This is a genomic window from Pedobacter sp. GR22-6 (genome assembly GCF_037402555.1).
Taxonomy (GTDB): domain Bacteria; phylum Bacteroidota; class Bacteroidia; order Sphingobacteriales; family Sphingobacteriaceae; genus Pedobacter.
In genome coordinates this window covers 1,597,634-1,622,640 of record NZ_JBBEUC010000001.1, presented here as the reverse complement: position 1 = coordinate 1,622,640, position 25,007 = coordinate 1,597,634, and the positions used below count along the sequence as shown (strand labels likewise).

At 42.3% G+C, this 25,007-nt stretch carries 18 protein-coding genes; 13 read left to right on the top strand and 5 right to left on the bottom strand.

Annotated features, from left to right (window positions below; genetic code table 11):
* Nucleotides 1-7: 7 nt before the first annotated feature.
* The 7 genes from WAE59_RS07570 to WAE59_RS07540 all read left to right on the top strand — a co-directional run bounded on the left by WAE59_RS07570 (nucleotide 8) and on the right by WAE59_RS07540 (nucleotide 10,504).
* Nucleotides 8-1,447, top strand: a complete 1,440-nt coding sequence (locus tag WAE59_RS07570; RefSeq protein ID WP_337855336.1) for an MFS transporter — start codon at nucleotides 8-10, stop codon at nucleotides 1,445-1,447.
* Between the two features lie 168 nt (nucleotides 1,448-1,615).
* The gene (locus WAE59_RS07565; protein WP_337855335.1) at nucleotides 1,616-2,947 is read left to right on the top strand and encodes an alpha-L-fucosidase; all 1,332 of its coding nucleotides are present in this window, start codon (nucleotides 1,616-1,618) and stop codon (nucleotides 2,945-2,947) included.
* Nucleotides 2,944-4,143, top strand: a complete 1,200-nt coding sequence (locus WAE59_RS07560) for an SGNH/GDSL hydrolase family protein (RefSeq protein WP_337855334.1) — start codon at nucleotides 2,944-2,946, stop codon at nucleotides 4,141-4,143. The genes WAE59_RS07565 and WAE59_RS07560 overlap by 4 nt, the downstream gene beginning before the upstream one ends.
* 77 nt (nucleotides 4,144-4,220) lie before the next feature.
* Complete coding sequence (locus WAE59_RS07555) at nucleotides 4,221-6,263, top strand: alpha-galactosidase (protein ID WP_337855333.1); 2,043 nt, start codon at nucleotides 4,221-4,223, stop codon at nucleotides 6,261-6,263.
* A 3-nt stretch (nucleotides 6,264-6,266) separates the two neighbouring features.
* On the top strand, nucleotides 6,267-8,240 hold the full coding sequence (locus WAE59_RS07550; protein WP_337855332.1) for a sialate O-acetylesterase: 1,974 nt from the start codon (nucleotides 6,267-6,269) through the stop codon (nucleotides 8,238-8,240).
* A 43-nt stretch (nucleotides 8,241-8,283) separates the two neighbouring features.
* Nucleotides 8,284-8,784 carry a gluconate 2-dehydrogenase subunit 3 family protein gene (locus WAE59_RS07545; RefSeq protein WP_337855331.1) on the top strand — a complete coding sequence of 167 codons (501 nt, stop codon included), beginning with the start codon at nucleotides 8,284-8,286 and terminating at the stop codon, nucleotides 8,782-8,784.
* Between the two features lie 4 nt (nucleotides 8,785-8,788).
* Nucleotides 8,789-10,504: a GMC family oxidoreductase gene (locus WAE59_RS07540; protein WP_337855330.1), complete on the top strand. Its 1,716-nt coding sequence runs from the start codon at nucleotides 8,789-8,791 to the stop codon at nucleotides 10,502-10,504.
* Here the strand turns inward: WAE59_RS07540 and WAE59_RS07535 are convergent.
* Both WAE59_RS07535 and WAE59_RS07530 read right to left on the bottom strand, forming a co-directional pair.
* Entirely contained in the window at nucleotides 10,499-11,527 is a 1,029-nt protein-coding gene (locus WAE59_RS07535) for a phosphotransferase enzyme family protein (RefSeq protein ID WP_337855329.1), read from the bottom strand. The two genes, WAE59_RS07540 and WAE59_RS07535, sit on opposite strands and share 6 nt — an antisense overlap.
* Before the next feature lie 84 nt (nucleotides 11,528-11,611).
* Entirely contained in the window at nucleotides 11,612-12,631 is a 1,020-nt protein-coding gene (locus WAE59_RS07530) for a LacI family DNA-binding transcriptional regulator (RefSeq protein ID WP_337855328.1), read from the bottom strand.
* A gap of 455 nt (nucleotides 12,632-13,086) precedes the next feature.
* On the opposite strand from WAE59_RS07530, the gene WAE59_RS07525 reads away from it, so the two are divergent.
* Nucleotides 13,087-14,439 carry a Gfo/Idh/MocA family protein gene (locus WAE59_RS07525; RefSeq protein WP_337855327.1) on the top strand — a complete coding sequence of 451 codons (1,353 nt, stop codon included), beginning with the start codon at nucleotides 13,087-13,089 and terminating at the stop codon, nucleotides 14,437-14,439.
* A 531-nt stretch (nucleotides 14,440-14,970) separates the two neighbouring features.
* On the top strand, nucleotides 14,971-15,306 hold the full coding sequence (locus tag WAE59_RS07520) for a helix-turn-helix domain-containing protein (protein ID WP_337855326.1): 336 nt from the start codon (nucleotides 14,971-14,973) through the stop codon (nucleotides 15,304-15,306).
* Nucleotides 15,307-15,325: 19 nt separating this feature from the next.
* Here the strand turns inward: WAE59_RS07520 and WAE59_RS07515 are convergent, their stop codons facing one another.
* The 3 genes from WAE59_RS07515 to WAE59_RS07505 form a co-directional block, all read right to left on the bottom strand.
* Nucleotides 15,326-15,973 carry a bifunctional 4-hydroxy-2-oxoglutarate aldolase/2-dehydro-3-deoxy-phosphogluconate aldolase gene (locus tag WAE59_RS07515; RefSeq protein WP_337855325.1) on the bottom strand — a complete coding sequence of 216 codons (648 nt, stop codon included), beginning with the start codon at nucleotides 15,971-15,973 and terminating at the stop codon, nucleotides 15,326-15,328.
* A 41-nt stretch (nucleotides 15,974-16,014) separates the two neighbouring features.
* A complete protein-coding gene (locus WAE59_RS07510) occupies nucleotides 16,015-17,016 on the bottom strand; it encodes a sugar kinase (RefSeq protein WP_337855324.1) in 1,002 nt (333 codons plus the stop codon).
* Between the two features lie 91 nt (nucleotides 17,017-17,107).
* A complete protein-coding gene (locus WAE59_RS07505; protein ID WP_337855323.1) occupies nucleotides 17,108-18,145 on the bottom strand; it encodes a LacI family DNA-binding transcriptional regulator in 1,038 nt (345 codons plus the stop codon).
* A gap of 290 nt (nucleotides 18,146-18,435) precedes the next feature.
* Here WAE59_RS07505 and WAE59_RS07500 point away from each other — a divergent pair, with 290 nt between their 5' ends.
* The 4 genes from WAE59_RS07500 to WAE59_RS07485 all read left to right on the top strand — a co-directional run bounded on the left by WAE59_RS07500 (nucleotide 18,436) and on the right by WAE59_RS07485 (nucleotide 24,957).
* The gene (locus WAE59_RS07500) at nucleotides 18,436-19,035 is read left to right on the top strand and encodes a TetR/AcrR family transcriptional regulator (protein WP_337855322.1); all 600 of its coding nucleotides are present in this window, start codon (nucleotides 18,436-18,438) and stop codon (nucleotides 19,033-19,035) included.
* A gap of 188 nt (nucleotides 19,036-19,223) precedes the next feature.
* Complete coding sequence (locus tag WAE59_RS07495; RefSeq protein ID WP_337855321.1) at nucleotides 19,224-20,351, top strand: efflux RND transporter periplasmic adaptor subunit; 1,128 nt, start codon at nucleotides 19,224-19,226, stop codon at nucleotides 20,349-20,351.
* A gap of 18 nt (nucleotides 20,352-20,369) precedes the next feature.
* Nucleotides 20,370-23,561 (top strand): efflux RND transporter permease subunit, encoded by a 3,192-nt coding sequence (locus WAE59_RS07490; protein WP_337855320.1) that lies wholly within the window; start codon nucleotides 20,370-20,372, stop codon nucleotides 23,559-23,561.
* Nucleotides 23,548-24,957, top strand: a complete 1,410-nt coding sequence (locus WAE59_RS07485) for a TolC family protein (protein ID WP_337855319.1) — start codon at nucleotides 23,548-23,550, stop codon at nucleotides 24,955-24,957. The genes WAE59_RS07490 and WAE59_RS07485 overlap by 14 nt, the downstream gene beginning before the upstream one ends.
* The last annotated feature ends 50 nt before the right edge of the window (nucleotides 24,958-25,007 follow it).

Sequence of the window (25,007 nt, the reverse complement as noted above, 5' to 3'; positions counted from 1 at the left end):
AAATATAATGAACGAAAAAAAAGTAACCAATTACAGGTGGACGATCTGTGCCATGTTGTTTTTTGCTACCACGATCAACTATCTGGACAGGCAAGTACTCTCTCTGACCTGGAAAGATTTTATAGTTCCCGAATTCCATTGGACGAATAGCGATTATGGAAATATTACTTCACTCTTTTCCATTTTCTATGCCGTCTCCATGTTGTTTGCAGGACGGTTCGTAGACTGGCTGGACACAAAAAAAGGCTTTCTATGGGCCATTGGAGTCTGGTCTTTCGGAGCCTGCTTACATGCCTTTTGTGGAATAGCCACAGCAGGCGTACTGACGGGAAACTGGCTGGTGGGATTTGAAGGTGCGAAAGAGTCACTATTATTGGTGAAAGATACAGGTACAATCATTACAGTAAGTGTGACCCTCTTTATTTTTGCCCGCTTTGTGCTTGCAGTAGGAGAGGCTGGTAATTTTCCAGCTGCAATAAAAGCAACAGCGGAATATTTCCCTAAAAAAGACAGGGCCTTTTCTACCAGTATTTTCAATGCGGGAGCCACCGTGGGTGCTTTGGCGGCACCGATAACGGTACCTTTTATCGCAGCAAAGTGGGGCTGGGAGATGGCATTTATCATCATTGGGGCACTTGGCTTCGTATGGATGGGTTTTTGGATCTTTGTTTACCGTAAGCCAGAATTGCACCCTAGGGTAAATGCGGCAGAGCTGGAATACATACAGCAGGATCTAATTTCAGACAGGAAATTGGTTGATTATGTAGAAGAAACCACTACAAAAGCCTCATTTGTTGATTGTCTCAAATTTAAACAGACCTGGGCATTTGCCTTTGGCAAATTTATGACCGATGGTGTCTGGTGGTTTTTCCTGTTCTGGACACCAGCATATTTGAGTTCTGTATATGGGATGGACTCAACACAAAGCGCATTTCCTTTATTTGTACTTTACATGATCACATTATTATCGATCATTGGTGGTTGGTTGCCGACATATTTCGTAGAAAAAAAAGGTATGAATCCCTATGAAGGAAGGATGAAAGCCATGCTTATATTTGCTTTTTTCCCCTTGCTGACACTAATAGCACAGCCGCTTGGCTATATTACCTACTGGATTCCCGTACTCGTTATCGGCATCGCAGGTGCAGCACACCAGGCCTGGTCTGCAAATATATTTACGACTGTCGGTGATATGTTTCCTAAAAAAGCCATTGCAACCGTGACTGGTATAGGCGGAATGGCCGGAGGAATCAGTTCTTTTATCATCAATAAAAGTTCAGGCGTATTATTTGATTACGCTGGAAGAACACAAATGACTTTCATGGGTTTCAAAGGTGAAGAAGCCGGGTATTTTATTATATTTTCGATTTGCTCGGTCTGTTATTTGATTGGCTGGTCAGTGATGAAATCATTGGTGCCTAAGTATAAACCGATCACTGGGTTATAACTATCACTCATAGGTAGGTGAGAAAAGGCTTTATCAACTATGATAAGGCCTTTTCATTTTGTCGGACGCTACCCAATGCTAAAAACGCTTAATGAAAAGACAGTAGCACAGAAAAAGGAATGACCATTATTCTTTTCTTTGTTGTAACCAAAAATGAAATCATTAAGTATGAAAAAGATCAATCTACTGGCAATAGTCATGACGCTGCTCGTCAGTCATGCATTTGCTCAAAAGAATTATTTGCAGGAATCTAAGGCAGAGAAGGCCAAACGCATGCAGTGGTGGGACGATGCTACTTTCGGCATGTTCATTCACTGGGGGCTTTATGCTGTGCCTGCGGGCGAATATAATGGAAAAGGCGGTGGTGCCGAGTGGATTATGGAAACACATAAGATTCCTGTATCTGCCTATGAGAAATTTGCCGGGCAATTTAATCCACAGCAGTTTAACGCAAAAGAGTGGGTGCGGGTAGCAAAGGATGCCGGCGCAAAATACATCGTCATTACTTCCAAACACCATGATGGATTTAGTATATGGGACAGTAAAATCACCAATTACGACATTATGGATGCTTCTCCCTTCAAACGCGACATTCTTAAGGAACTATCCGAGGCCTGTAAAGCGGCCGGCATCCAGTTTGGTCTGTACCATTCCATTATGGATTGGCATCAGCCAGATGCGAAATCGAAGGACTATCCACATCAAAGCACAGAAAACCCTGATTTTGCAAAGTACAGGGACGAATACCTGAAGCCCCAACTTGCAGAATTGATCAAAAAATATAACCCAAGTATTCTCTGGTTTGATGGAGAATGGATTCCTGAATGGACAGAAGAACAGGGGAAGGACTTATATAACTACCTGCGCAGGCTGAAGCCATCTCTAATCATAAACAACAGGGTCGGTAAAGGCCGGAGCGGTATGCAAGGGATGAACAAATATGAAAATGCAGCAGGTGATTTCGGTACACCGGAGCAGGAAATCCTAAAAAATGCTTCACAGGATTATTGGGAAAGCTGTATGACTTTAAATAACAATTGGGGTTTTGTTAAGAACGATAACAATTGGAAATCTACTCAAACTCTGGTCGATAATCTCGTCGACATCACCGCCAAAGGTGGAAATTATCTTTTGAATATTGGGCCTTCCGCAGAAGGACTGATTCCTGAACCTGGTGTTGTACGCCTTGCGGAGATGGGGCAATGGATGAAGATCAATAGTGAGGCCATTTATAATACCAAAGGACTGAACAATTATAAGGAAGGTGAACATATCAGGTTTACCAGCAGCAACAATGGTAAATCCGCCTACGTAATTTTTAACAAAGTGGCGGGCAATGAAATTAAATTCAGCCTGTTGACACCGAAGGCTGGTTCAAAGGTATATTTATTGGGGTGGGACAAACCCCTGGCCTGGTCCATAAAAGATGGAACTACAGTGGTAAAACTGCCGGCAGAACTCCCAGGGAGCTTTGCCTGGACTTTGAAAATCCAACCATGAGGAAATTATTTATATTTCAGTTATTGATTTTCAGTATTGCTTTCAGTTGTACGGCACAACTGAAAGTTTTGCCTTTTAGTGATTACCTGCAGGTCCGGAACGGACTAAATCATGCCTATCGGCAGATTGAGTACAACAAGAAAGCGACTGTTGCCTTTTTAGGTGGTTCGATCACTTTTAACGAAGGCTGGCGAAATATGGTTTGTGATTACCTGCGTAAACAATATCCTGATGCCAGATTTCAATTCATTGCTGCCGGTATTCCTTCGTTGGGGAGTTTGCCCCATGCTTTCAGGTTTCAGCAGGATGTGTTGGACTCCGGAAAGGTAGACCTGTTGTTTTTGGAAGCAGCGGTGAATGATCAGGTAAACGGAACAGATAGTATTACGCAAGTACGTGCACTGGAAGGAATTATCCGCCATGCAAAAGCCAATAATCCGAAGGTGGACATTATTATGATGTCCTTTGCTGATCCAGACAAAACAAATCAATACAATCAGGGCCGGACGCCACTTTCTGTAGCCAATCATGAAAAGATTGCGGCTTACTATGGACTACCATCCATTAATTTGGCTAAGGCGGTAAGGGACAAACTTCAGAACAAAGAGTTCGACTGGAACCGAGACTTTGTGGACCTGCATCCTTCGCCATTTGGCCAAAAACTCTATTTCGAGGCTATTAAAACCTTGCTGACAGAAAGCCATAAAATAAATCTGAAGAAGAGCAGGAAAAAAAATAGCCATAATTTGCCAGTACCCCTCGATCAAAGCAATTTCAGTAGGGGCAGTTACTATAGTATAAATAAGGCCAATCTGGATGGAGACTGGAAACTCATCCAAAGTTGGAAACCAACGGATCAATTGGGAACGAGAAATAAATTCGTGAATATCCCCTTACTGGAAAGCAGCAGTCCCGGAGCGACCCTGACACTGGATTTTAAAGGTACAGCGATTGGAATGGCAGTAGTTTCGGGAGGAGATGCCGGAATGGTGAAGTATAGGATAGATAACGGTCCGGAAAAACAAATTGATTTGTTTACGAGCTGGAGCAACTCCCTGCATCTGCCATGGTACGTATTGTTTGCTGCCGGATTGAAGAAAGATCAGCATACACTTACATTAAGTATTGCTGATGAAAATAAGTCTGAAAGTAAAGGGCATGCCTGTCGTATTGTAAATTTTCTGCTGAACAAGTAATAATCTGTGGCAGATTCGTAGTTTTAACCTACCATGAACATTAGTTAGGAATTGTTCATCAACCAAACACACACACAATGAAAAAGCAACTGTTTTTGTTAATGGCATTTAAAATGCTGTTTCCCCTGACGCATTCACTGGCGTCTAAACCCAAATCTGATGAACTTGTGATCCCTTACGGATCTGATTCCAGAATCATCTATCATTTGAGCAAAGGTACCTATGATCTTCAGACAGGAAGCCGGGTATTCGTGACCGCTGCATACAGCAGGGCCAAAAACGGAGCGCAAATGCTTTCCAGTACGGCCTACACATCAGTAAAGCATCAGGAACTAAAATGGAAAGATCAACAAGGTTCCGGAAAGAAATATACCATTACCCTCAGCGCGGCAGGCCTGCCGCAGATGGAACAAATTTTTTACGTTTACCCTGGACACGATTATTTCTTTACGGCCGTGCAGCTGAACGGCACTAAACTGAGCAGTAACTATATGGCCCCTCTGGTGGCTGATCAGGCTAGCATCTACTCGGGCGGAGACGTCAGAAATCTGTTTGTTCCTTTTGACAATGATACTTTTATCAGATACAATGCCAAATCTACTGCAAATGAAGTGCTAGACAATACCAGTTCAGAGGTCGGCGCGCTCTACGACAATACCTCCAGGAAAGGATTGATCGTTGCTTCCCTGGAACACATGGTATGGAAGACAGGCATCAGAATGAAGGGAAGAGCCGACCAATTGTCACAGCTAACTGCCTGGGGAGGTTACACCGATGAACAAGTGACCCGAGATAAGCGAGTTCATGGCTCTGTAACAGGGAACCTGATCAAATCACCGTTGATATTTATTGGTTATTTTGCAGATTGGAGATCAGGTTTGGAGGCGTATGGAAAAGCAAACAGGATGATTGAAAAGCCCTATGTATTCAACTGGAGTAAGCCTGTTCCTTTTGGTTGGAACAGTTGGGGTGTGATCCAGGAAAAGATCAATTATGAAAAGGCCCTGAAGGTCGTTGATTTCTTTGCCGATCGATTACCTGCATTCAGAAATGGAAATACTGCTTACATAGACCTGGATTCGTTTTGGGATAATTTTACAGGCGGAATGCGCGGCGATTATACCAAACTTAAAGCTTTTGCTGACTATTGCAAAAGTAAGGGACTGGAGCCCGGGGCATATTGGGCACCCTTTACCGACTGGGGATATCAGGGTGGTGGAAATGGTGAAGCTGAGGGCAGCAAATACAAATTTAAGGACATGTGGACGAAAGTGAATGGTGGCTACCATGATTTCGATGGTGCCCGGGCATTGGACCCTACGCATCCAGGCACGAGAAAGCGTATTGATTACATCATCGGTAAACTCAAATCCTGCGGTTTTAAAATGATTAAAATAGATTTTTTGGGACATGCTACAGTAGAGGCGGATGCATTTTACGATCCTTCGGTCAGCACAGGAATGCAGGCATACCGCTCCGGCATGGAGTACCTCACGGATCAGCTGGATGGACAAATGCTGGTTTATGCTGCAATTTCGCCCAATCTTGCGACAGGAAGATATGCACACGTAAGACGGATTGCCTGTGATGCCTGGAAAACGATTAAGGATACTGAATACACACTGAATAGCGTAAACTATGGCTGGTGGCAGAAATACGTCTACAATTACATCGATGCAGACCATGTGGTATTTTCCAATGAATCGGAAGGGGTAAACCGGGCCAGGTTAACTTCTTCAGTAATAACGGGTACATTGATCACCGGAGATGATTTTTCAAGTTCAGGTGTTTGGATGGAGCGCGCAGAAAAACTGCTTCAAAACAAGGATATATTGAACATCGCAAAATCGGGCCTCGCCTTTATGCCAGTAGATGGTAATACTGGAGATCATTCGAATGAACTGTTTGTAAGAAAGATAGATGATTATTTATATCTTGCAGTATTGAACTATAGTTCTGCTGCTAAGAGCTATCATATTCCTTTGGAGAGACTGGGATTGAAAAAAGCTGCTTACATAGCGACAGCGCTATTTGAAAATAAGGAAATTAAACTAGAGAAAGAAGTAGCGGTTAATCTGGCTGCTGCTGATGCAAAAATTATAAAAATAAAACTTCGATAACACATGAAGAAATATGTATGTTCCTTGGCCATGCTTGCCCTTGGAATCACTGCCAGTGCAAAAGTCACGCTTCCCAACATCCTTACCGACAACATGGTCCTCCAGCAAAAAGAAAAGGTTACGCTTTGGGGAAAATCCAATCCTAATGCCAAAGTAACCATAACTACTTCCTGGGACCAACAAAAATATACTTTTAGCGCTGCTGAGGATGGACGATTTGAAGGCAGTGTAAATACACCATCCTATGGCGGCCCTTATACCATTAGTTTTGATGATGGAGAACTCACTACCCTTAAAAACATTTTAATTGGAGAGGTATGGATCTGCTCCGGACAATCCAACATGCAATTTGCCATGCGGGAACTTGGAACTAATGCCGATGCAGAGATCGGATCAGCAAAATTCCCGAACATCAGGCTGGTCAGGCTGAGCATGACAACCAGTAATGTCCCGATGGATGAGGCAAAACTTGATGGTGGCGGTTGGGCCGTTTGCGATTCGCAAAGTGTGCGTGACTTTTCAGCTGTAGCTTATTTCTTTGGTCGCGAACTGAACCAGAAATTGAATATCCCGATCGGATTAATTGAAAGCAATTGGGGTGGCACCATTTCGGAAGCCTGGACGAGCGGAAATACACTAAAGAAATTCCCCGAATTTCAACAGGCTGTGAAACAGATGCAAGGTGATAAACGTAGTCCAGAGCAAGTATTGCAAGATTATAAACAATCCCAGACCGATTGGTTTACCAAAGTTCAAAGTACAGACGCGGGCTTTTACGACAATAAAGCGGTATGGGCCGGAAGAGATTACAACGATGCCAATTGGAAAGAAATCCAATTACCGGGTTTCTGGGAGCTTTCTGTACTCCCTAATTTTGACGGTGTGGTCTGGATGCGTAAAAAGATCAATGTGCCAGCGGATCTTGCCGGTAGCGAATTGACACTAAGTCTGGAGCAGATCGATGACAATGACATTGTTTGGATTAATGGCACGGAAATCGGTAGAACTGAAGGCTGGAACGTCAACCGCAAGTATAAAGTACCAGCTGGCCTGGTCAAAGCTGGTGAAAATGTGATCACGATACGTGCATTTGATACGGGTGGTAATGGCGGTGTACATGGTGAAGCAAAGAACTTAAACTTGAGTAATGCAGCAGGAAATAGCATTTCACTTGGCGGTGCCTGGAAATATAGAACAGCGGTAAACTTTGCAGAACTACCCAGTCCGCAATTGCAAAACGGACCGAACCGGCCGTCTGTATTGTACAATGCTATGATCAACCCCCTCATCAAGGTCAAATTGAAAGGAGCAATCTGGTATCAGGGTGAGAGTAATGCCAGCAGAGCTGATCAGTACAGGACGATTTTCCCGGCGTTGATTAAAGACTGGCGCACCCAATTTGCCAATCCGGAACTCTATTTTTATTATGTTCAGCTAGCCAATTTTATGCAACGAAAAACTGAACCAGGCGATTCTGAGTGGGCAGAATTGAGAGACGCCCAACTGCAGACCTTAAAAGTACCAAATACAGGAATGGCTGTAGCCATTGATCTGGGCGAAGCTGGAGACATCCATCCTAAAAACAAAATCGATGTGGGAAAACGACTGGCACTGTCCGCCTTGGCTAAGACTTATGCGCAACCAATTCCTTATTCCGGCCCGATATACAAAAGTCATGTAAAGTCGGGGAAAGATATAATCCTGAATTTTGACCAGGTGGCAGATGGATTAAAGATAAAAGACGGCACTGAACTGAAAGGCTTCAGCATTGCCGGTAAAGACCAGAAATTTAGGATCGCAAATGCAGTGATTAAAGGTAATCAGATCGTGGTGAATTCAACTGAGGTAAGCGATCCTGCAGCAGTTAGGTATGCCTGGGCTGATAATCCGGAGTGCAACCTCAGCAATAGTACCGGTTTACCCGCTTCTCCTTTCCGCACAGACAATTGGAAAGGAATTACCTTTGGTAAAAAATAACAATAAGAGATAGAATCGATGTTTTGTCTCACAAAGTAGAATCATGGAAAGACGGTTAGCGATCAAGCAAGTGCTGTTTTTAGCAGGTGGAATCATTCTGCTCCCTTCCTGTTTGAGACAGGAAGGGAAAGCTTCGGTAAAATTAAAAAACCTGGATGTCAGTCTGAACCAGGAGGAAGTACTTGCTGATCTGTCGGAAATGATCATTCCAAAAACAGATACACCAGGAGCGAAGGATCTAAAGTTACACCTGTTTGTACTAAAAATGCTGGATGACTGTTACGGTCCAAAAGATCAGCAGGTCTTTATGCAAGGATTGGATTATGTATCTAAGCTCGACCCGCCAGCGCGTCAGCAATTCATCTTTGATGCCAATGTAAAGAAACCAAATCTGCATGAAGATGGTTACAATTTCTTTCAAATGCTAAAGGAGCGAACTATAGGCGGTTTCTTAAATTCAAAATATGTGATGAGTAAACTGGTGATCTGGGAACTGGTCCCGGGTAGATATAATGGTTATTTCCCTGTTAAAGCAAGCATTTGAAATCATGGCTAATCTAAACATAGACAGTGTAAAGCAGCGTACATTTGACGCCATTGTGATCGGTTCAGGAATCAGCGGAGGTTGGGCTGCAAAAGAATTTACAGAAAAGGGACTGAAAACGCTGGTATTGGAAAGAGGCAGGGATGTCAACCACATTACCGATTACCCAACCACAAACAAATACCCTTATGAATTTGACCATCGTGGAGAACTCACTTTTGCCATAAAGCAGGAAAACCCTGTAGTTAGCAAATGTTATGCCTTCCGGGAAGATGCTATGCATTTTTTCGTAAAGGACAAAGCACATCCCTATGTACAGGAAAAACCCTTTGACTGGATCAGGGGTTATCAGGTAGGTGGGAAATCTTTACTTTGGGCCAGACAAACTCAGAGGTGGAGTGATCTTGATTTTGAAGGACCATTGAGAGATAATTTTGCAGTCGATTGGCCCATACGTTATAAAGACATTGCAGCCTGGTACAGTTACGTAGAACGGTTTGCCGGGATTTCCGGCAACAAAGATGGACTGGCAGAACTGCCAGATGGAGATTTCTTACCCGGATTCCCATTAAATGCAGTAGAAGATCATTTCAAGCTTGCGATGAACAATAAATACGGCAACCGCCATGTCATCAGCGCACGCTGCGCGCACCTTTCTCAACCAAAACAAATCCATTTTGACCAGGGGAGAGTGAAATGCCAAAATAGAAACCTATGCCAGCGGGGTTGCCCTTTCGGGGGTTATTTCAGCAGTAATTCATCGACATTACCCTGGGCAAAAAAAACCGGAAACCTTACGCTGAGGCCATTTTCCGTTGTAGAGTCGGTCATTTACGATGATCGATTGAACAAGGCCACAGGAGTACGCGTTGTAGATGCCAATACAAAGGAAGTTATAGAGTTCTATGCAAAAGTGATTTTCGTGAATGCAGCGGCAATCAACACCAACCTTATTCTATTGAATTCCAAATCCTCCAGGTTTCCGGAGGGCTTGGGAAACGACAGTGGTGTGCTCGGTAAATACGTTGCCTTCCACAACTATAGCGCAAGGATCAACGCAGAATATGACGGCTTGAAACAATTTACCACAGATGGAAGAAATCCGGCTGGTGGAGGCTACATTCCAAGGTTTAGAAACCTGCTCAAGCAGGAAACTGATTTTAAAAGGGGGTACGCCGCCGGTTTCGGGGCTTACAGGAATGCAGATTCAGATACTTCAGGTATCGGTACAGCACTTAAATCCCAGCTCCTCACAAAGCGTCTGGGTCCCTGGAAAGTTGGTTCTCACATGATGGGTGAAACCATACCAAAGGTGAGCAACTATGTAAAACTTGATGAACATAAAAAGGACGCATGGGGCATTCCGCAGTTGAAGATTTCCGTAGATTACGATGATAACGACGCAAAGATGAAAAAGGATTATGTTGAGCAGTTGTCGGAAATGTTTACGGAGGCAGGATTTAAGAATATCCAGGTCGATGACAGCCCGCAGGCACCAGGGCTTGACATCCATGAAATGGGTGGTGTAAGAATGGGAAACGATCCAAAAACTTCTATGCTGAACAAATGGCATCAGCTACATGCCTGTAAAAATGTCTTCGTCACGGACGGGGCCTGTATGACATCGACCTCTACTCAAAACCCGTCGCTGACCTATATGGCTTTTACTGCTCGGGCAGTGGATTATGCCTTTAATGAAATGAAGAAAGGATCGCTATAACGATCCTTTCATTTTTTGATATTCTTTTAGTAATGCGATCTGATTTTTTGCACGGTTGAAATTATGTCCTTCATACCTTGAACCGTAATAAATATCATCTTGTAGAAAATCAGTCAGAAATCGGATTGCCTGCATGTAGATGATGAACTTTCCGGCATAGTTGAAATATTCTTTTTCCTTTAACGTCAGCACATCTTTCATTTCATCCATATAACCGCTATAGATTGCATCATAGAAGTCTTTTCTGATCACGATTTTGGACAAATCTGTTTCCTCTTCACTCGCTTCGGCGAGATAGGTGCGCATCATGTCGCCCACATCGCTGATAAAATGACCCGGCATTACAGTATCCAGATCAATGATGCACAAGCCGTTATTGCCCAGATCAAAAAGTACATTATTGATCTTGGTATCATGATGGACGACACGGAGCGGAATTTCCTTACTGTCTACGATCTTGCAGTAGGTATCTACTATATTTTTATTAGCGTTGATGAAATTAATTTCATTTGCCGAGGCTTGAAGCCTCGATGGATCCGCTGTGTTACAGGCTTCCAGAAACTGTTGATACCGAAGCTTCAGGTTATGGAAATCCGGGATCGTGATGTTTAGTAAGGCCGCATCAAATCCTGCAAGGATCCTGGAAAATTTCCCAAACTGTCTCGCTGCTTCATAAGCCTCTTGTTTATTCGTCAGTGAGTTATGAGAAGTAGAACCTTCCACAAAAGGAAACAATCGGTAATAACCAAAATCAGTATCCAGAAGGGATTCCCCATTTAATGCATTTACAGGTGAGACAAACAGGTAATTTGGGTACTTAATATCCAGATATTGCTTAATCAGCGAAATGTTTTCATCTATATATCCAGGACTCTTGAATACGTCGTTATTGACTTTCTGAAGGATAAAATTTTGATCATCAGTACTTACTTTCCAGGTATGGTTAATTAAACCGTCACCAAACAGCTTAACGGTGGTTTTATCTGAATTTAAACCATACAATGGTAAAATATTTTCGAACATGCGTTTAATAGAGTTTTGTGTATCTAAACTCAAACGTAACCAATTCCTGTTCTAAACCATTGTGCAAACGTTTGCGCAAAAAAACTACTTAGAATTACTGATAATGAGTTCTGATTCAACTACAACGTTAAAATATGCCTGTTCTTTTCCGGTATCATTTTTTGGCCTGTTGATGAGGTCTATCAGGATATCTGCTGCCTTCTTTCCCTGCTTGTATGGAAATTGTTCGACAGAGGCAATAGGGGTATAATCCATATAATTAATGATGGGAAGATTAGCATAGCTTACAAAATCTATCCCTTTCAAATCAAGTGAACGTGTATACCTTATGGCAAATAAAGCCACATAATCATTGAAGGTCACTATTGCCGTAGGCTTTCTCTTGTGATTGAGCATGGCATTCATCACTTCAATTGTGCCAGGCTCAGAAAGATCGCAATTGACAATGAGTGAAGGATCGAATTTTAGACGGTTGGACATCATGGCTTTGATATAACCTTCTTTGCGTTCGTGACTGGCGACAAGTGTGGTAGGCCCATTGATCATTCCGATAGTACGGTGCCCTTTCTTAAGCAAAAAATTTACTGCTTCATACGTACCGGTTTCTAAATTTGAGGCTACATAGTGAATGTCTTTAATAGGAGGGATGCGATCAAAAAAAACTACCGGAATATTTAGCTTTTTAAAGATCTCAAAATGGTCATAAGTACTGGTTGTTTTCGCGACAGATACCAAAAGACCGTCTACGCGCTGCGCCTTCATTTTTTCGACCAGGAGCTTTTCTCTGTCGGCATCATCATGAGATTGAGCCAGCAATACGGTATAATTTCGTTTATAGGCAACGTCTTCAATTCCACTGATTGCTGTGGAGAAAAAAGACTCTGATAACTCTGGAAGAATCACCCCTATAACCAGGGATTTGCCATGCAAAAACTGGATGGCTTTTTGATTAGGCTCATAATTCAATTCAGAAGCGAGCTTTTTCACCCTCATTTTCGTAGTCAGTCCAATACTAGAATGATCATTCAGTGCCCGGGATACCGTAGATACTGAAATCTTAAGTATTTTGGCAATTTCCTTTATTGTAGTGGGTTTATCAGACATATCGATCAAATATTAGTATAAAGTTTGGATACCTAATGCAATTTTAGTAAAATTCTATATTTAAATTTTAAAGACGACAAATTACTTGAATTTCCACGCAAACGTTTGTTTATGAATTTGCGCTTATCACAATCACATAGCAGGCGTTTGATTGTCAAAATACCATTCCGGAGTGACAATTGATGAACATATCCAAGCGATTTTTACGGCATTTCAATAATTAACATAATATGATTAAAAAATCAGGAAGTTAAAAAGCGAAATGTATTTATTTTTCTGTTGGGCAACACTGAAAGTTAAAATATCAAACGTTTGCGTGTTTTTTTGCACCTGCTCGGCTGCTCGATTGTGCCGATAGTACATACCTTGTATTGCAATTAGTACGGTTTGAGCTTCATCAGGCCGATGAAACATAAACAAATAAACCAAAACATATAAAGCGTACCAGAATAACTATGAACAGAAGAGAATTTGTTAGAAACTCGGGTTTAACCGCGGCAGCAGTAACCATACTTCCGGAAAACCCCTTGTTTGCCAGTTCAGCAGCAGATAAAGTAAAGATTGCAATGATTGGGGTCGGGCTGCGCGGCCAGAACCACCTGGACTTGCTCCTAAAAAGAAACGATGTCGATTTAGTAGCGATCTGTGACATAGAACCAAGAATGCTGGAAACTGCAAAATCAATGATTGGAAAAAGTGGAAAGCCGATGCCTAAAATCTTTACCGGTGACAACAATGCCTGGAAAAAGATGCTCGAAACAAAAGGTCTTCAATCTGTGTTGATTGCCACTCCCTGGGAATGGCATAAGGAGATGATCATTAACAGCATTGAAGCCGGTATCAAATATATAGCGACGGAAGTGATGCTTGGAATCACCCTCCAAGACCACTGGGACGTGGTGCAGGCAGCAGAAAAACACAATGCACATGTAATGATGTTGGAGAATGTATGCTACAGAAGAGATGTACTCGCAGCGTTAAATATGGTAAGACAAGGCATATTTGGAGAGATTATGCACCTTCAAGGCGGATATCAGCATGACCTCAGGGAAGTAAAATTTAATGATGGTAAACAGCCCTATGGTGGTGGAGTTGAATTTAATGAAAAGGGATTCTCAGAAGCCAAATGGAGAACTAATCACTCCGTATACCGTAATGGCGATTTGTATCCCACTCATGGAATAGGCCCGATAGCAAACTACATTGACATCAATAGGGGCAATCGTTTTCTGAAATTAAATTCCTTCGCCACCAAGGCGAGGGGATTGCACAATTACATTGTAGAAAAAGGTGGAGCAGGACATCCCAATGCGAAAGTAAACTTCCGTCTGGGAGACATTGTAACTACTACAATAGACTGTGCAAATGGCGAAACCATCATTCTTCAGCATGATACCAATCTACCAAGACCTTATTCATTGGGCTTTAGAGTACAGGGGACTAAGGGACTTTGGATGGATGTCAATAAAAGCATTTATGTAGAAGGCGTGAGCAAGCCTCATCAGTGGGAGTCTGCGAAGGAATGGTTGGACAAATACGACCATCCCTTATGGAAAAAATATGGTAACGACGCACAAGGTGCAGGGCATGGCGGCATGGACTTTTTCGTTATCCATGCTTTTATAGAATCAGTAAAGCGTAATTTGCCAACACCCATGGACGTCTACGATGCCGCCGCCTGGAGTGCAATTACACCGCTGAGCGAACAGTCTATTGAAATGGGAAATGAAACCATAGATTTTCCCGATTTTACCAGTGGAAAATGGATGAACAGAAAACCAGTGTTTGCCTTTAATGACGATTATTAGACGGATTGATTTTTAATTCAGGCCTCGCAAATGGCAATGCGGGGCTTCTTATTTACACCATTTTTAAATTCTGATTTCTTAACATTAACTTAACATTAAGAATGCATCTTTGCATATGTTTTTACCAGTATTAGCACTTACATTTTCTTTTTTCGCGCTCTTTGCAACCTTTAAAATGGACAGCCTTACGCAATCGTTGTTGTTCATCCTACTGATTTCTTCTGTAGCTGGTCTTATTTATTTATTTGTATTATTTCCGGGATATTCGGGTTTGGCCGTCGCTATGGGTCTAGCTGCATTTATTTTCAGGCAAAATAGAAAATAGACAAAAAGTGTAGTTATTACTTTAAACAGGCCTTTTTTTTAATTGCAGTTACGAAAATAAAAGCCGGCTACTAAATAAAATTTAACAGCTAAAGAAATCGCGCGCCCAAATAGTTTAAAAAAAACCTATGGATTGGGTAATATTGTATTTAATAATTCTTAAATTTATTTCAACCAAAATAGGGGGAGTTTTAAAGATTATTGATTATGAAAACATTAGGGGAGAAATTTAGAATTTTACGTCAGAAAAAGGGGGTCAATCAAAAAGCAATGGCTGATTTGCTGGAGATTTCCATTCCAGCGTATTCAAAACTCGAGACCAGCATTACAGATCCCAATTTCAGCAGGATCAATCAAATTGCGGAGGTTCATAATTTGACATTGAGAGAACTGCTTGATGTAGGTGAAGAGGGGGGTAATGAGCACACACAATTAATTGACGAGTTAAAAAACAAGGTAAGCGAACTGGAAAACACCGTTATTCGCTTACAAAGCAAGTTAATCGATCTTTACGACAAGGAAGATCAAAGGAATAAAAAATAAGCTTAAACAGGAAGTAACCCTACTTCCTGTTTACCATATTAACCAGTAAATGGCAACTTTCAGTAAGCCAGTCGTAACCAGAAGCACCTGCAGGTTTTAAAAACAGTTTAGAACCAAATCCCAGAGCGCTGACCCCAGCATTCAGCCAATTATCTATATTCTCTTTAGTTACATCCACGCCACCTGTAGGCATAAACTTAAGGCCGGGAAAGAGCGGCTTAATTGCTTTGAGAAAACCAGGGCCTAAAGTATCTCCAGGAAAAAGTTTAACCAGAGGTGCACCCAATTCTTCAGCCAGGTTGATTTCTGTAGGAGTCATACACCCAGGTATCCACAATGTACCTTTCGCCAAAGCCAGCTTCGAAATATCCTCTTTAACAATAGGACTTACTAAAAAATCTGCACCAAGATCCAGGTACTGCTCTGCTTGTATTACATTTTTGATTGTCCCGATTCCCAGTTGCAGATCAGGAAAATTTTCATCCCGATATTGCAACAGGATTTTAAAATTTACTGCGGCATTGGATCCCCTGTTGGTAAATTCAAATACCCGTATACCACCCTCATAACAGGCTTTTACAATAGCCTTGCATTCTTCCGCATCTTCGTGATAATATACCGGGATAACCGGATATTGCTGTATGTGCGTTAATGTGTTTGTCTTCATTATTTTAATATCTATTGATTTAAGTCTGGAGGATTTATTTGTTATTTGTAAATAGCCCCGTTCCCAAAATCACCTTTTACAAATAGTTTTTGGTATCCGGCATTCGTTGCTTTATCAATGATTTCCTGACCATCCGTAGTATCGATCAACGCATAGATTAGTCCCGCCATAAATGCGTCTCCACTGCCAATCCTATCTATCACTCCATTTGTTTCCCGTACTTCAGAAATAAAATGGGCATCCCTTGTGTGGTAAGTACCATAGAATAAATTGTGTTGGGCATGGTCCATGAACCGGAAGGTATTAGCTACATGACTGCATTGCGGAAATTTTTCAAAGATCTCATTTGCTGATTTCTTTGCGTGTTCGAAATAGGCTTCAGTACTGGTCTGCCTGTCCAGGGAACTTTCTACAGCAGTTCCAAGCATTTTATTGGCCGCCCAGATATTCCCCATGATGACATCGCAATGCTGTACCAGTTCCGGCATCACCTCTATTGGTTGCTTACCATAATCCCACAAGCGGCTTCTATAATTCAGATCTATGGATATCTTCAAACCTTTCCTCTTAGCAGCCTCTAACGCTTCTTTACATACAAGCGCTGTATTTTCATTAAGGGCAGGAGTGAGTGCTGTAAAATGAAACCAGGTGTGGCCGTTCATTATCGAATCCCAATCAATGCTGTGAGGTATAAGTGAACTAAACGAGGAGAATTTCCTGTCGTATACAACTTCACCATTTGTAAGGCCGTTAGCAGAGAGTAAAAAATACAGGCCAAGTCTACTGCCCTGTGACAGTACTTTTGAAGTATCGGCACCCAGGTCTGATAACGTTTGCAGCGCATTTCCCGCCAATGCATTTTGCGGTGCTGCAGTAAGATAGGAGCAAGGCACAGCCCATTGTGCCAGTGAGGCCGCGACGTTGGCTTCAGAACCTCCGGGAAATAAGGATACGGTATGTTTTTTAGAAATGAACTGTTCTTCCGTAGCGCTAAACCTAAGCAAAAGTTCTCCAAAGACCAGAATGTTCTCTCGTTGCTGCATATTTATAAATTATCAATATGCAATTATACAGGTTTAACTTTTTAAATCCATCAGCCAGACCATTTATATAAACGCAATCGTTTTCGGCTTTCTATGTTTTAGATTTTGTAGAAGCACGTACTTGAATGCTCGTTTCCAATAAAATTGTTTCGTATTCAGGTTCCTGATATTTCTTTTCTATCAGGGAGATCAATTTGGAAGCTGCCAATTGTCCGATCTCGAAGGCGGGTTGATGAACCGTACTCAGAGCCGGGTGAAAAGCATCTGCCAGATCTGTATTTGTAAAACCAATCAAGGCAATATCCTGCGGAATCTGATACCCTAGTTTGTTCAATAAAGCCAAACAACGTGTTGTGATTTGGTCCGTACTGGTCAATATGGCATCAGGACGCTCCTTTAAGGCCATATAATATTGAATTGAGGCTTCCAAATCAGAGATTAGCCTTTTAGGATCGGAATAATCGCAGGAACGAAGCAGATCTGGTCTGTATGGAATACTGTAATCTTTTAATGCTTGTTTATAACCATTCAGTCGCTCAGTAGCTATGCTCAAAATCGTGTTGGTATTTAAATGTGCAATGCATTTGTAACCATTTTTGATTAGATGTACTGTCGCATCGTATGCACCTTTAAAGTTATTTGCACCTACTTTATGTGTATTGATCTGATCGCTCAACCGGTCAAATAATACAACAGGAAACCCAGACTCCTGCAATGACTTCAGATAGCTGAAATCAACAGTATCACAAGCTGGAGAAATCAAAATACCATCTACACCGCCAGCATATAACAATTCGATACAAGCCCTTTCCTGCTGTTGCGATTCCTTACTCTGCATAATGATGATCTGGTAAGACTTACCTGTACTTGCGCTGTCTATGCCATCCAACATCTGTGCTGCAAAATTATTTTCCAGTGAGCAGACCACCACACCGATCGACCTGCTTTTGCCTTCTTTCAATCCCTTCGCTAATCTGTTTGGGGAATAGTGGTGCTCCTGGGCATAATCCAAAACCAACTGTTTGGTTTCGGCACTGATTTCGTGACTATCGTTCAGCGATTTAGAAATGGTAGAAATGGATAAATTTAGCGCTTTGGCAATATCTTTCAGAGTAACGCTGTTGTTCATACGGTTCCTTATTGTGTGTAAAAGCGAATTTGCGATTTATAAACGAATAAAGTAAAGTTAATGATATATTTGAGCATCTTACTTTAAAAAAACACAAGAATGCCAATGCTCTATAACTACCGATTCTTTTTATTGCTAATACTGTTGCATTTCCTTTCTTCCTATTCCCGGATCGCAGACTAGATTAGGCCATTTGATTAGATTTGACAAATAAATGATATGTAATCCGAAAAGTGTTTTTACATTTGCTTAACGGTGTTAGATTATTTACACCCCGTCACAATTGAATTATGGGAAGCAAAGAAAGAATAGCAAGGCTCAAAGACGAAACCAGGCTCAATATACTGGATGCAGCCTTGGATATTGTGAAGGATGAAGGATGGCAGTCGCTGAGTATGCGTAAAATTGCTGACAAGATTGAATATACAGCACCAATCATCTACGAGTATTTCGCCAATAAAGAGGGGATTTTGCTGGAACTGACGAGGCGCGGTTATATTATCCTGGCGGGAGAGGTGAGAACAGCCATGCAGCAACATACGGATTTGGCCGAACAGTTGGAAGCGATGTGGATTGCATACTGGAATTTTGCCTTCAAATATAAAGAACTGTATCGTTTGATGTATGGGGTCGACACCAATTGCTGCGAACTTAAGAAATCGATGCCAGAAGCCGAACTTGCAGATGACATGATTTATGATGTGATAGAAAAGATCATGAAAGATGAAAAACCAGCTGAAGATCTGGTATGCAGAAAGTTCTATACATTCTGGTCTATTATACACGGATTGATATCCATTAATCTGGTGAATAAAGGTCGCGATGAAGAAATGAACCAACGCATTTTAAAAGATGCGATAAAAGGTATTATTAAATATATTAATGATTAAATCAAGATAAAAGGTATAAATACCTTTTTTTAATAACATTTACTTAACACTGTTAAATGACTTAAGAGGCATTTGCAGGTCAGTATTGCCAAATTTTCAACCCAAGTACCCATTAAATCAATATACATATGAAAAATCCGCCAAACTACACCCAATTACTTAACACTGTTAAACCATCTAATCACGTTATGAAAACATCAATACTCGTTTTAGCTATATTTCTTTATGGATGTTCAGGCAAGACTGAAACTCCACCTCCGGCGCCAATACAGGCACTGCCTGTCGCTTCGGTAGAAAAAACTTCAGAAACCACCTATACCGAATACCCAGCCTCCATTGAAGGCGCGGTAGATTTGGAGATCCGACCTCAGGTTTCAGGCGCTCTGGACAAGATTTTTGTAAATGAAGGCGCCCTTGTAGAAAAAGGACAGGCCTTATTTAAAATCAATGAATTGCCTTATAGGGAGGCGCTTAACAATGCCAAAGCAGCATTACTCTCAGCAAAAGCAGCTTCATTAAATGCACAGCTTGAAGTGGAAAAATTGACGCCACTTGTGGCCAATAAAGTCGTTTCAGAGTTCCAGTTGAAGAGTGCGAAAGCAAGCTACGAAGCAGCATTGGCCAACGTTGAGCAAGCAAAGGCCGGAGTAGGGACAGCGAATATTAATCTTGGCTATACCCTAATAAAGGCGCCTGTAAACGGCTATGTAGGTCGCTTGCCTAAAAAACAGGGAAGTCTGGTATCCCCAACTGATCCCGCACCCTTAACCTTATTGTCTGATGCACATGAAGTACATGTATACTTCTCACTTGGTGAAGATGATTTTATCGGTTTCAATGCGAAATATCCAGGGAAGAGCCTTACAGAGAAAGCCAGCAAAATTCCAGGTGTAGCCTTAGTACTGGCAGATCAGACTTTATATGCACAACAAGGTAAAATCGACATGGTAGACGGACAGTTCGACAAACAAACAGGTTCTATTTCTTTAAGGGCTACTTTTCCAAATGGTCAAGGAGTGCTGAGATCAGGAAACACAGGAAAAATCAGGATCGGGGTTTCGCATACAGATGCCCTGGTTGTTCCTCAATCTGCGACAATAGAAATGCAGGATAAAATATTTGTTTTTGCCCTGGCCGACAGTAACAAAGTTAAAAAGCTGCCAATTACCATCTTGGGTAAAAGCGGCACCAATTACCTGATCAAGGATGGGCTTAAAACTGGCGATCAAATTGTGCTGAGCGGTATCGATCGGCTACAAGAAGGTCAGGTGATTAAACCAGAAAAAGCAGCGCAAAAGGTCGCATTATTAAATTAATCTTTAAAAATCACAACAATGTTTAAAATATTCATACAACGACCTGTGCTGGCGACAGTGATCTCCATTCTACTGGTGATCCTGGGGGTTTTAGGTCTTACGAAATTGCCGCTGCAACAATTCCCTGATATTGCACCACCCTCGGTACTGGTAACTGCGGTATATCCGGGCGCAAATGCCGAGACGGTACTGCGTTCAGTTGCTCCATCCATAGAAGAATCCATCAACGGAGTGGAGAACATGAGCTACATGAGCTCTACAGCCAGCAATGATGGTTCATTGGCCATCACCGTATATTTCAAATTGGGTACAGATCCGGATCAGGCAGCTGTCAACGTCCAGAACAGGGTGGCCCAGGCAACCAGTCAGCTACCGGCCGAAGTAGTGCAGCAAGGGATCATCACTGCAAAACAGCAAAATAGTTTCATTATGGCAATCGGCATGTTTACCGAGGACGAGAGCAAATATGACCAGACGTTCGTAGCGAACTATGCGCAGATCAATATCATTCCTGAGATCAAGCGTATCCCCGGTGTGGGTGCCGCCAGTATTTTTGGTGGTGTAAAGGACTATTCAATGAGGGTATGGCTGAACCCGACCCAGATGGCTACTTATAAAGTGACACCAAATGAAGTTACACGAGCCATACAGGATAAGAGTCTTGAAGCTGCTCCGGGCAGATTCGGAGAGAAAAGCAAAGAAGTCTTCGAATATGTCATCAAGTACAAAGGAAAACTCAACAAACCAGAAGAGTACGAAAATATTGCTATCAGAGCCAACGCCGACGGAACAATACTCCGGCTAAAAGATGTAGCAAGAATAGAGTTCGGTGCCTATTCTTATTCGAGTTTAACACGCCTCAACGGTAAAAAAGGTATTGTAATAGGTGTAATTCAACTTGCTGGTTCAAACTCTAATGAAATCCAGATTGCGATCAATAAACTCATGGAGAAATCTGCAAAAGATTTTCCTAATGGAATTAAACATAACATCTTCTACAGTACAAAAATTGCTCTGGATCAGTCTATTGATCAGGTTAAACATACCCTGATCGAAGCTTTCATACTCGTATTTATTGTAGTATTTATTTTTCTTCAGGATTTCCGTTCCACATTAATCCCAGCGATCGCGGTTCCGGTTGCCATCTTAGGTACCTTCTTCTTCATGCAACTGTTCGGCTTCTCCATTAACCTACTAACCCTGTTTGCGTTGGTTTTAGCTATTGGTATCGTAGTCGATGATGCGATTGTGGTCGTTGAGGCCGTACATGCCAAGATGGAACATAAAAAGCTATCTCCTAAGATAGCGACAACAGAAGCCATGCATGAAATCACTGGGGCGATCATTTCCATTACACTGGTAATGGCTGCGGTATTCCTTCCTGTAGGTTTTATGGAAGGATCTACAGGCGTGTTCTACAGACAATTTGCATTTACAATGGCCATCGCTATCGTAATATCGGCTGTTAACGCCTTAACACTTAGTCCGGCCCTGGCTGCATTATTTCTGAAAGACCAACACTCGGATCATGATGCCGCAACACCGGAAAAGAAAGGTTTTAGTCAGAAATTCTTTGCGGGCTTCAACAGTAGCTTTAACGCCATGACAAATAGGTATGTGGGTGGCCTAAAGTTTCTTATCCGTAATAAATGGGTAAGTCTGGGTGGATTGGCAGTCGTAACGCTAGCTACAGTATGGATGGTCAAAACTACACCCTCCGGATTTATCCCAACTGAAGATCAGGGATTCATCGCCATAGCGGTAAATACCCCTTCCGGAACTTCACTTGATGGAACTTCTAAAGTGATGACGCAGGCAGAAAATGCTTTGAATGAGCTGGATGCCTCGAGGTTTGTAACCGCGATCTCTGGATTCAACTTGCTAACCAACTCTACAAGTCCATCTTCTGCAGTTTGCTTTGTACTGTTGAAACCCACGGAAGAACGTGGTAAAGTTAAAGACATCAATGCCATCATGGATCTGGTACGCGCCAAACTTGGCGGTATTACAGGAGGTAGTTTCTTCGTATTTAGTTTCCCTACAGTTCCCGGTTTCAGTAATGTGGAAGCACTGGATTTAGTATTACAGGACAAAACCGGCGGCAAACTAGATAAATTCAGTGGAATAGCTAATGGTTTTATCGGTGAGCTGATGAAACGTCCAGAGATCGCAGTGGCCTTTACTTCATTTAAAGCCGATTATCCTCAATTGCAGTTGGAGATCAACAACGAGAAAGCAGACCAACTTGGAGTAAGTGTGAAAGATATACTGCAAACCATGCAGACTTATTTTGGTAGCGCACAAGCTTCAGACTTCAATCGTTTTGGTAAATATTATAGAGTGATCGTCCAGGCTGATGTTGCAGACAGGGCCGACCCTACATCTATAGACAGGGTATTCGTAAAAAACAACTCTGGAGAAATGGTTCCAATAAACACGCTTGTAAAACTCCACCGCATATATGGCTCAGAGACCGCTTCGCGTTACAACCTCTTCAACTCGATCCAGGTTAATGCGATACCGAAGCCAGGATTTAGTTCCGGCGACGCCATTAAGGCCATACAAGAAGTAGCTACGGAGCAATTGCCATCAGGCTATGCTTATGAGTTTTCCGGTCAAACCAGAGAAGAGATTTCTTCAGGTGGACAATCTACGATCATTTTCATGTTGTGTCTGGTATTTATTTACTTCCTGTTGGCGGCTCAATATGAAAGTTACATTCTGCCACTAGCTGTGATTTTATCGATCCCTACGGGTGTTCTCGGTGTATTTATTGCTATTGGCTTCGCAGGAATAGAAAACAACATCTATGTTCAGGTTGCACTGATCATGCTCATCGGTTTGCTTGCGAAGAATGCCATCCTGATCGTGGAGTTCGCTTCGCAGCGCAGAAGGGCTGGACAGCCTTTGGTCGCTGCAGCACTCGAAGCTGCCAAACTTCGGCTTCGGCCAATCATCATGACCTCGTTGGCTTTCATCGTTGGTATTTTACCAATGAGCGTCGCTACCGGGCCTTCAGCTCAGGGTAACCATTCCATCAGTATAGGAGCAGCAGGAGGGATGCTGTCTGGAGTAGTACTGGGTCTGTTTATTATTCCAGTATTGTTCGTTGTATTCCAGTTCTTACAGGAAAAGATCAAACGCAATCCGACAGCACCCATTGTCAATCATAAAAATCACGTTAAAGAATTAGTCAATGAAATCGCATAACCATTTAAATATATTTCTTTTACTGGCTTTATTTGTAGCCGGATGTAAGGTATCGAAAGACGTCCTGAAACCCGCAGATGCTACGCCAGCAGCCTACAGGGGATCCATTGTTTCTGACACAAGCAGCATCGCTTCTATACCGGTAAAGGACTTTATATCAGCACCTGATGTCCAAAAGTTGATCGATACGGCAATTGCCAAAAACTACGATCTTCAGCTCGCGGTAAAAAACATAGAGGCATCAGAACTGCTGTTCAGGCAATCTAAACTGGGAAACCTGCCTACGCTAAATTTGCAGGTCACGGCCAATTCAAACAGACCTTCTGACAATAGTTTGAACGGATTGACGTCAAGTCAGTTTCTCGGCACTAAACACATCGAAGATTACAACGCAAATGTCGGCCTGAGCTGGGAAGCAGATATTTGGGGTAAGATCAAAAGTCAGAAACAAGCTGCGTTGGCCAGTTACCTGCAAACCGCAGAAGTGAGGAAAGCGGTACAAACCCGACTGATCGCCAATGTAGCACAGGGTTATTATCAATTGCTGATGATGGATGCCCAAATGGCCATTGCGAAAAAGAACCTGGCTCTAAACGACAGCACCTTGCGTATCATTCATATGCAATTTGATGCGGGTCAGATTACTTCATTAGCCATCCAGCAAGCAGAGGCACAGCAACTGGTTGCAGCACAACTGATCCCACAACTGGAGCAGAACATCAGCATTCAGGAAAATGCTTTGAAGATTCTTACTGGCGCGATACCTGGCCCTGTGGAGCGTAGTTCAAGTTTGGATCAAACGAAGGTACCCGAATATCTGTCGGCTGGTTTACCCTCCGCAATGGTGAGCAGAAGGCCAGATGTAAGGGCAGCAGAATTATCGCTTGACGTGGCCAATGCCAGAGTGGGGGTAGCAAAAGCAAGTATGTACCCATCATTGAGTATCACTGCCAGCGGTGGATTAAATTCTTTCAAGGCGAGCAACTGGTTCAATGTCCCTGCATCGCTATTTGGAGTAGTAGCGGGGGGCATCACACAACCTGTTTTTCAGAGGAAACAGTTAAAAACTCAATTTGAACTGGCTCAAATAGAGCGGGAGAAAGTTGTGATCCAATTTAGGCAATCCGTATTAACTGCTGTTGGAGAGGTATCCGATGAACTCGTAAAACTTGAGAAACTAAAGACTCAATATGATATTTCGCAACAAAGGGTAAATACACTGCAAAAAGCAGTAAAAAACGCAAATCTACTGTTTAGAAATGGAATGGCGACCTATCTCGAAGTCATTACTGCACAGAGTAATTCGCTACAAAGTGAACTGGAACTGGCAGCTATTAAGACCGCCAGGTTAAACGCCTCCATCGAATTGTATCGCTCATTGGGCGGCGGAATATAAGATGACTAAATTTTAAAAAAGGCCGATGAAAGTTCATCGGCCTTTTTTTT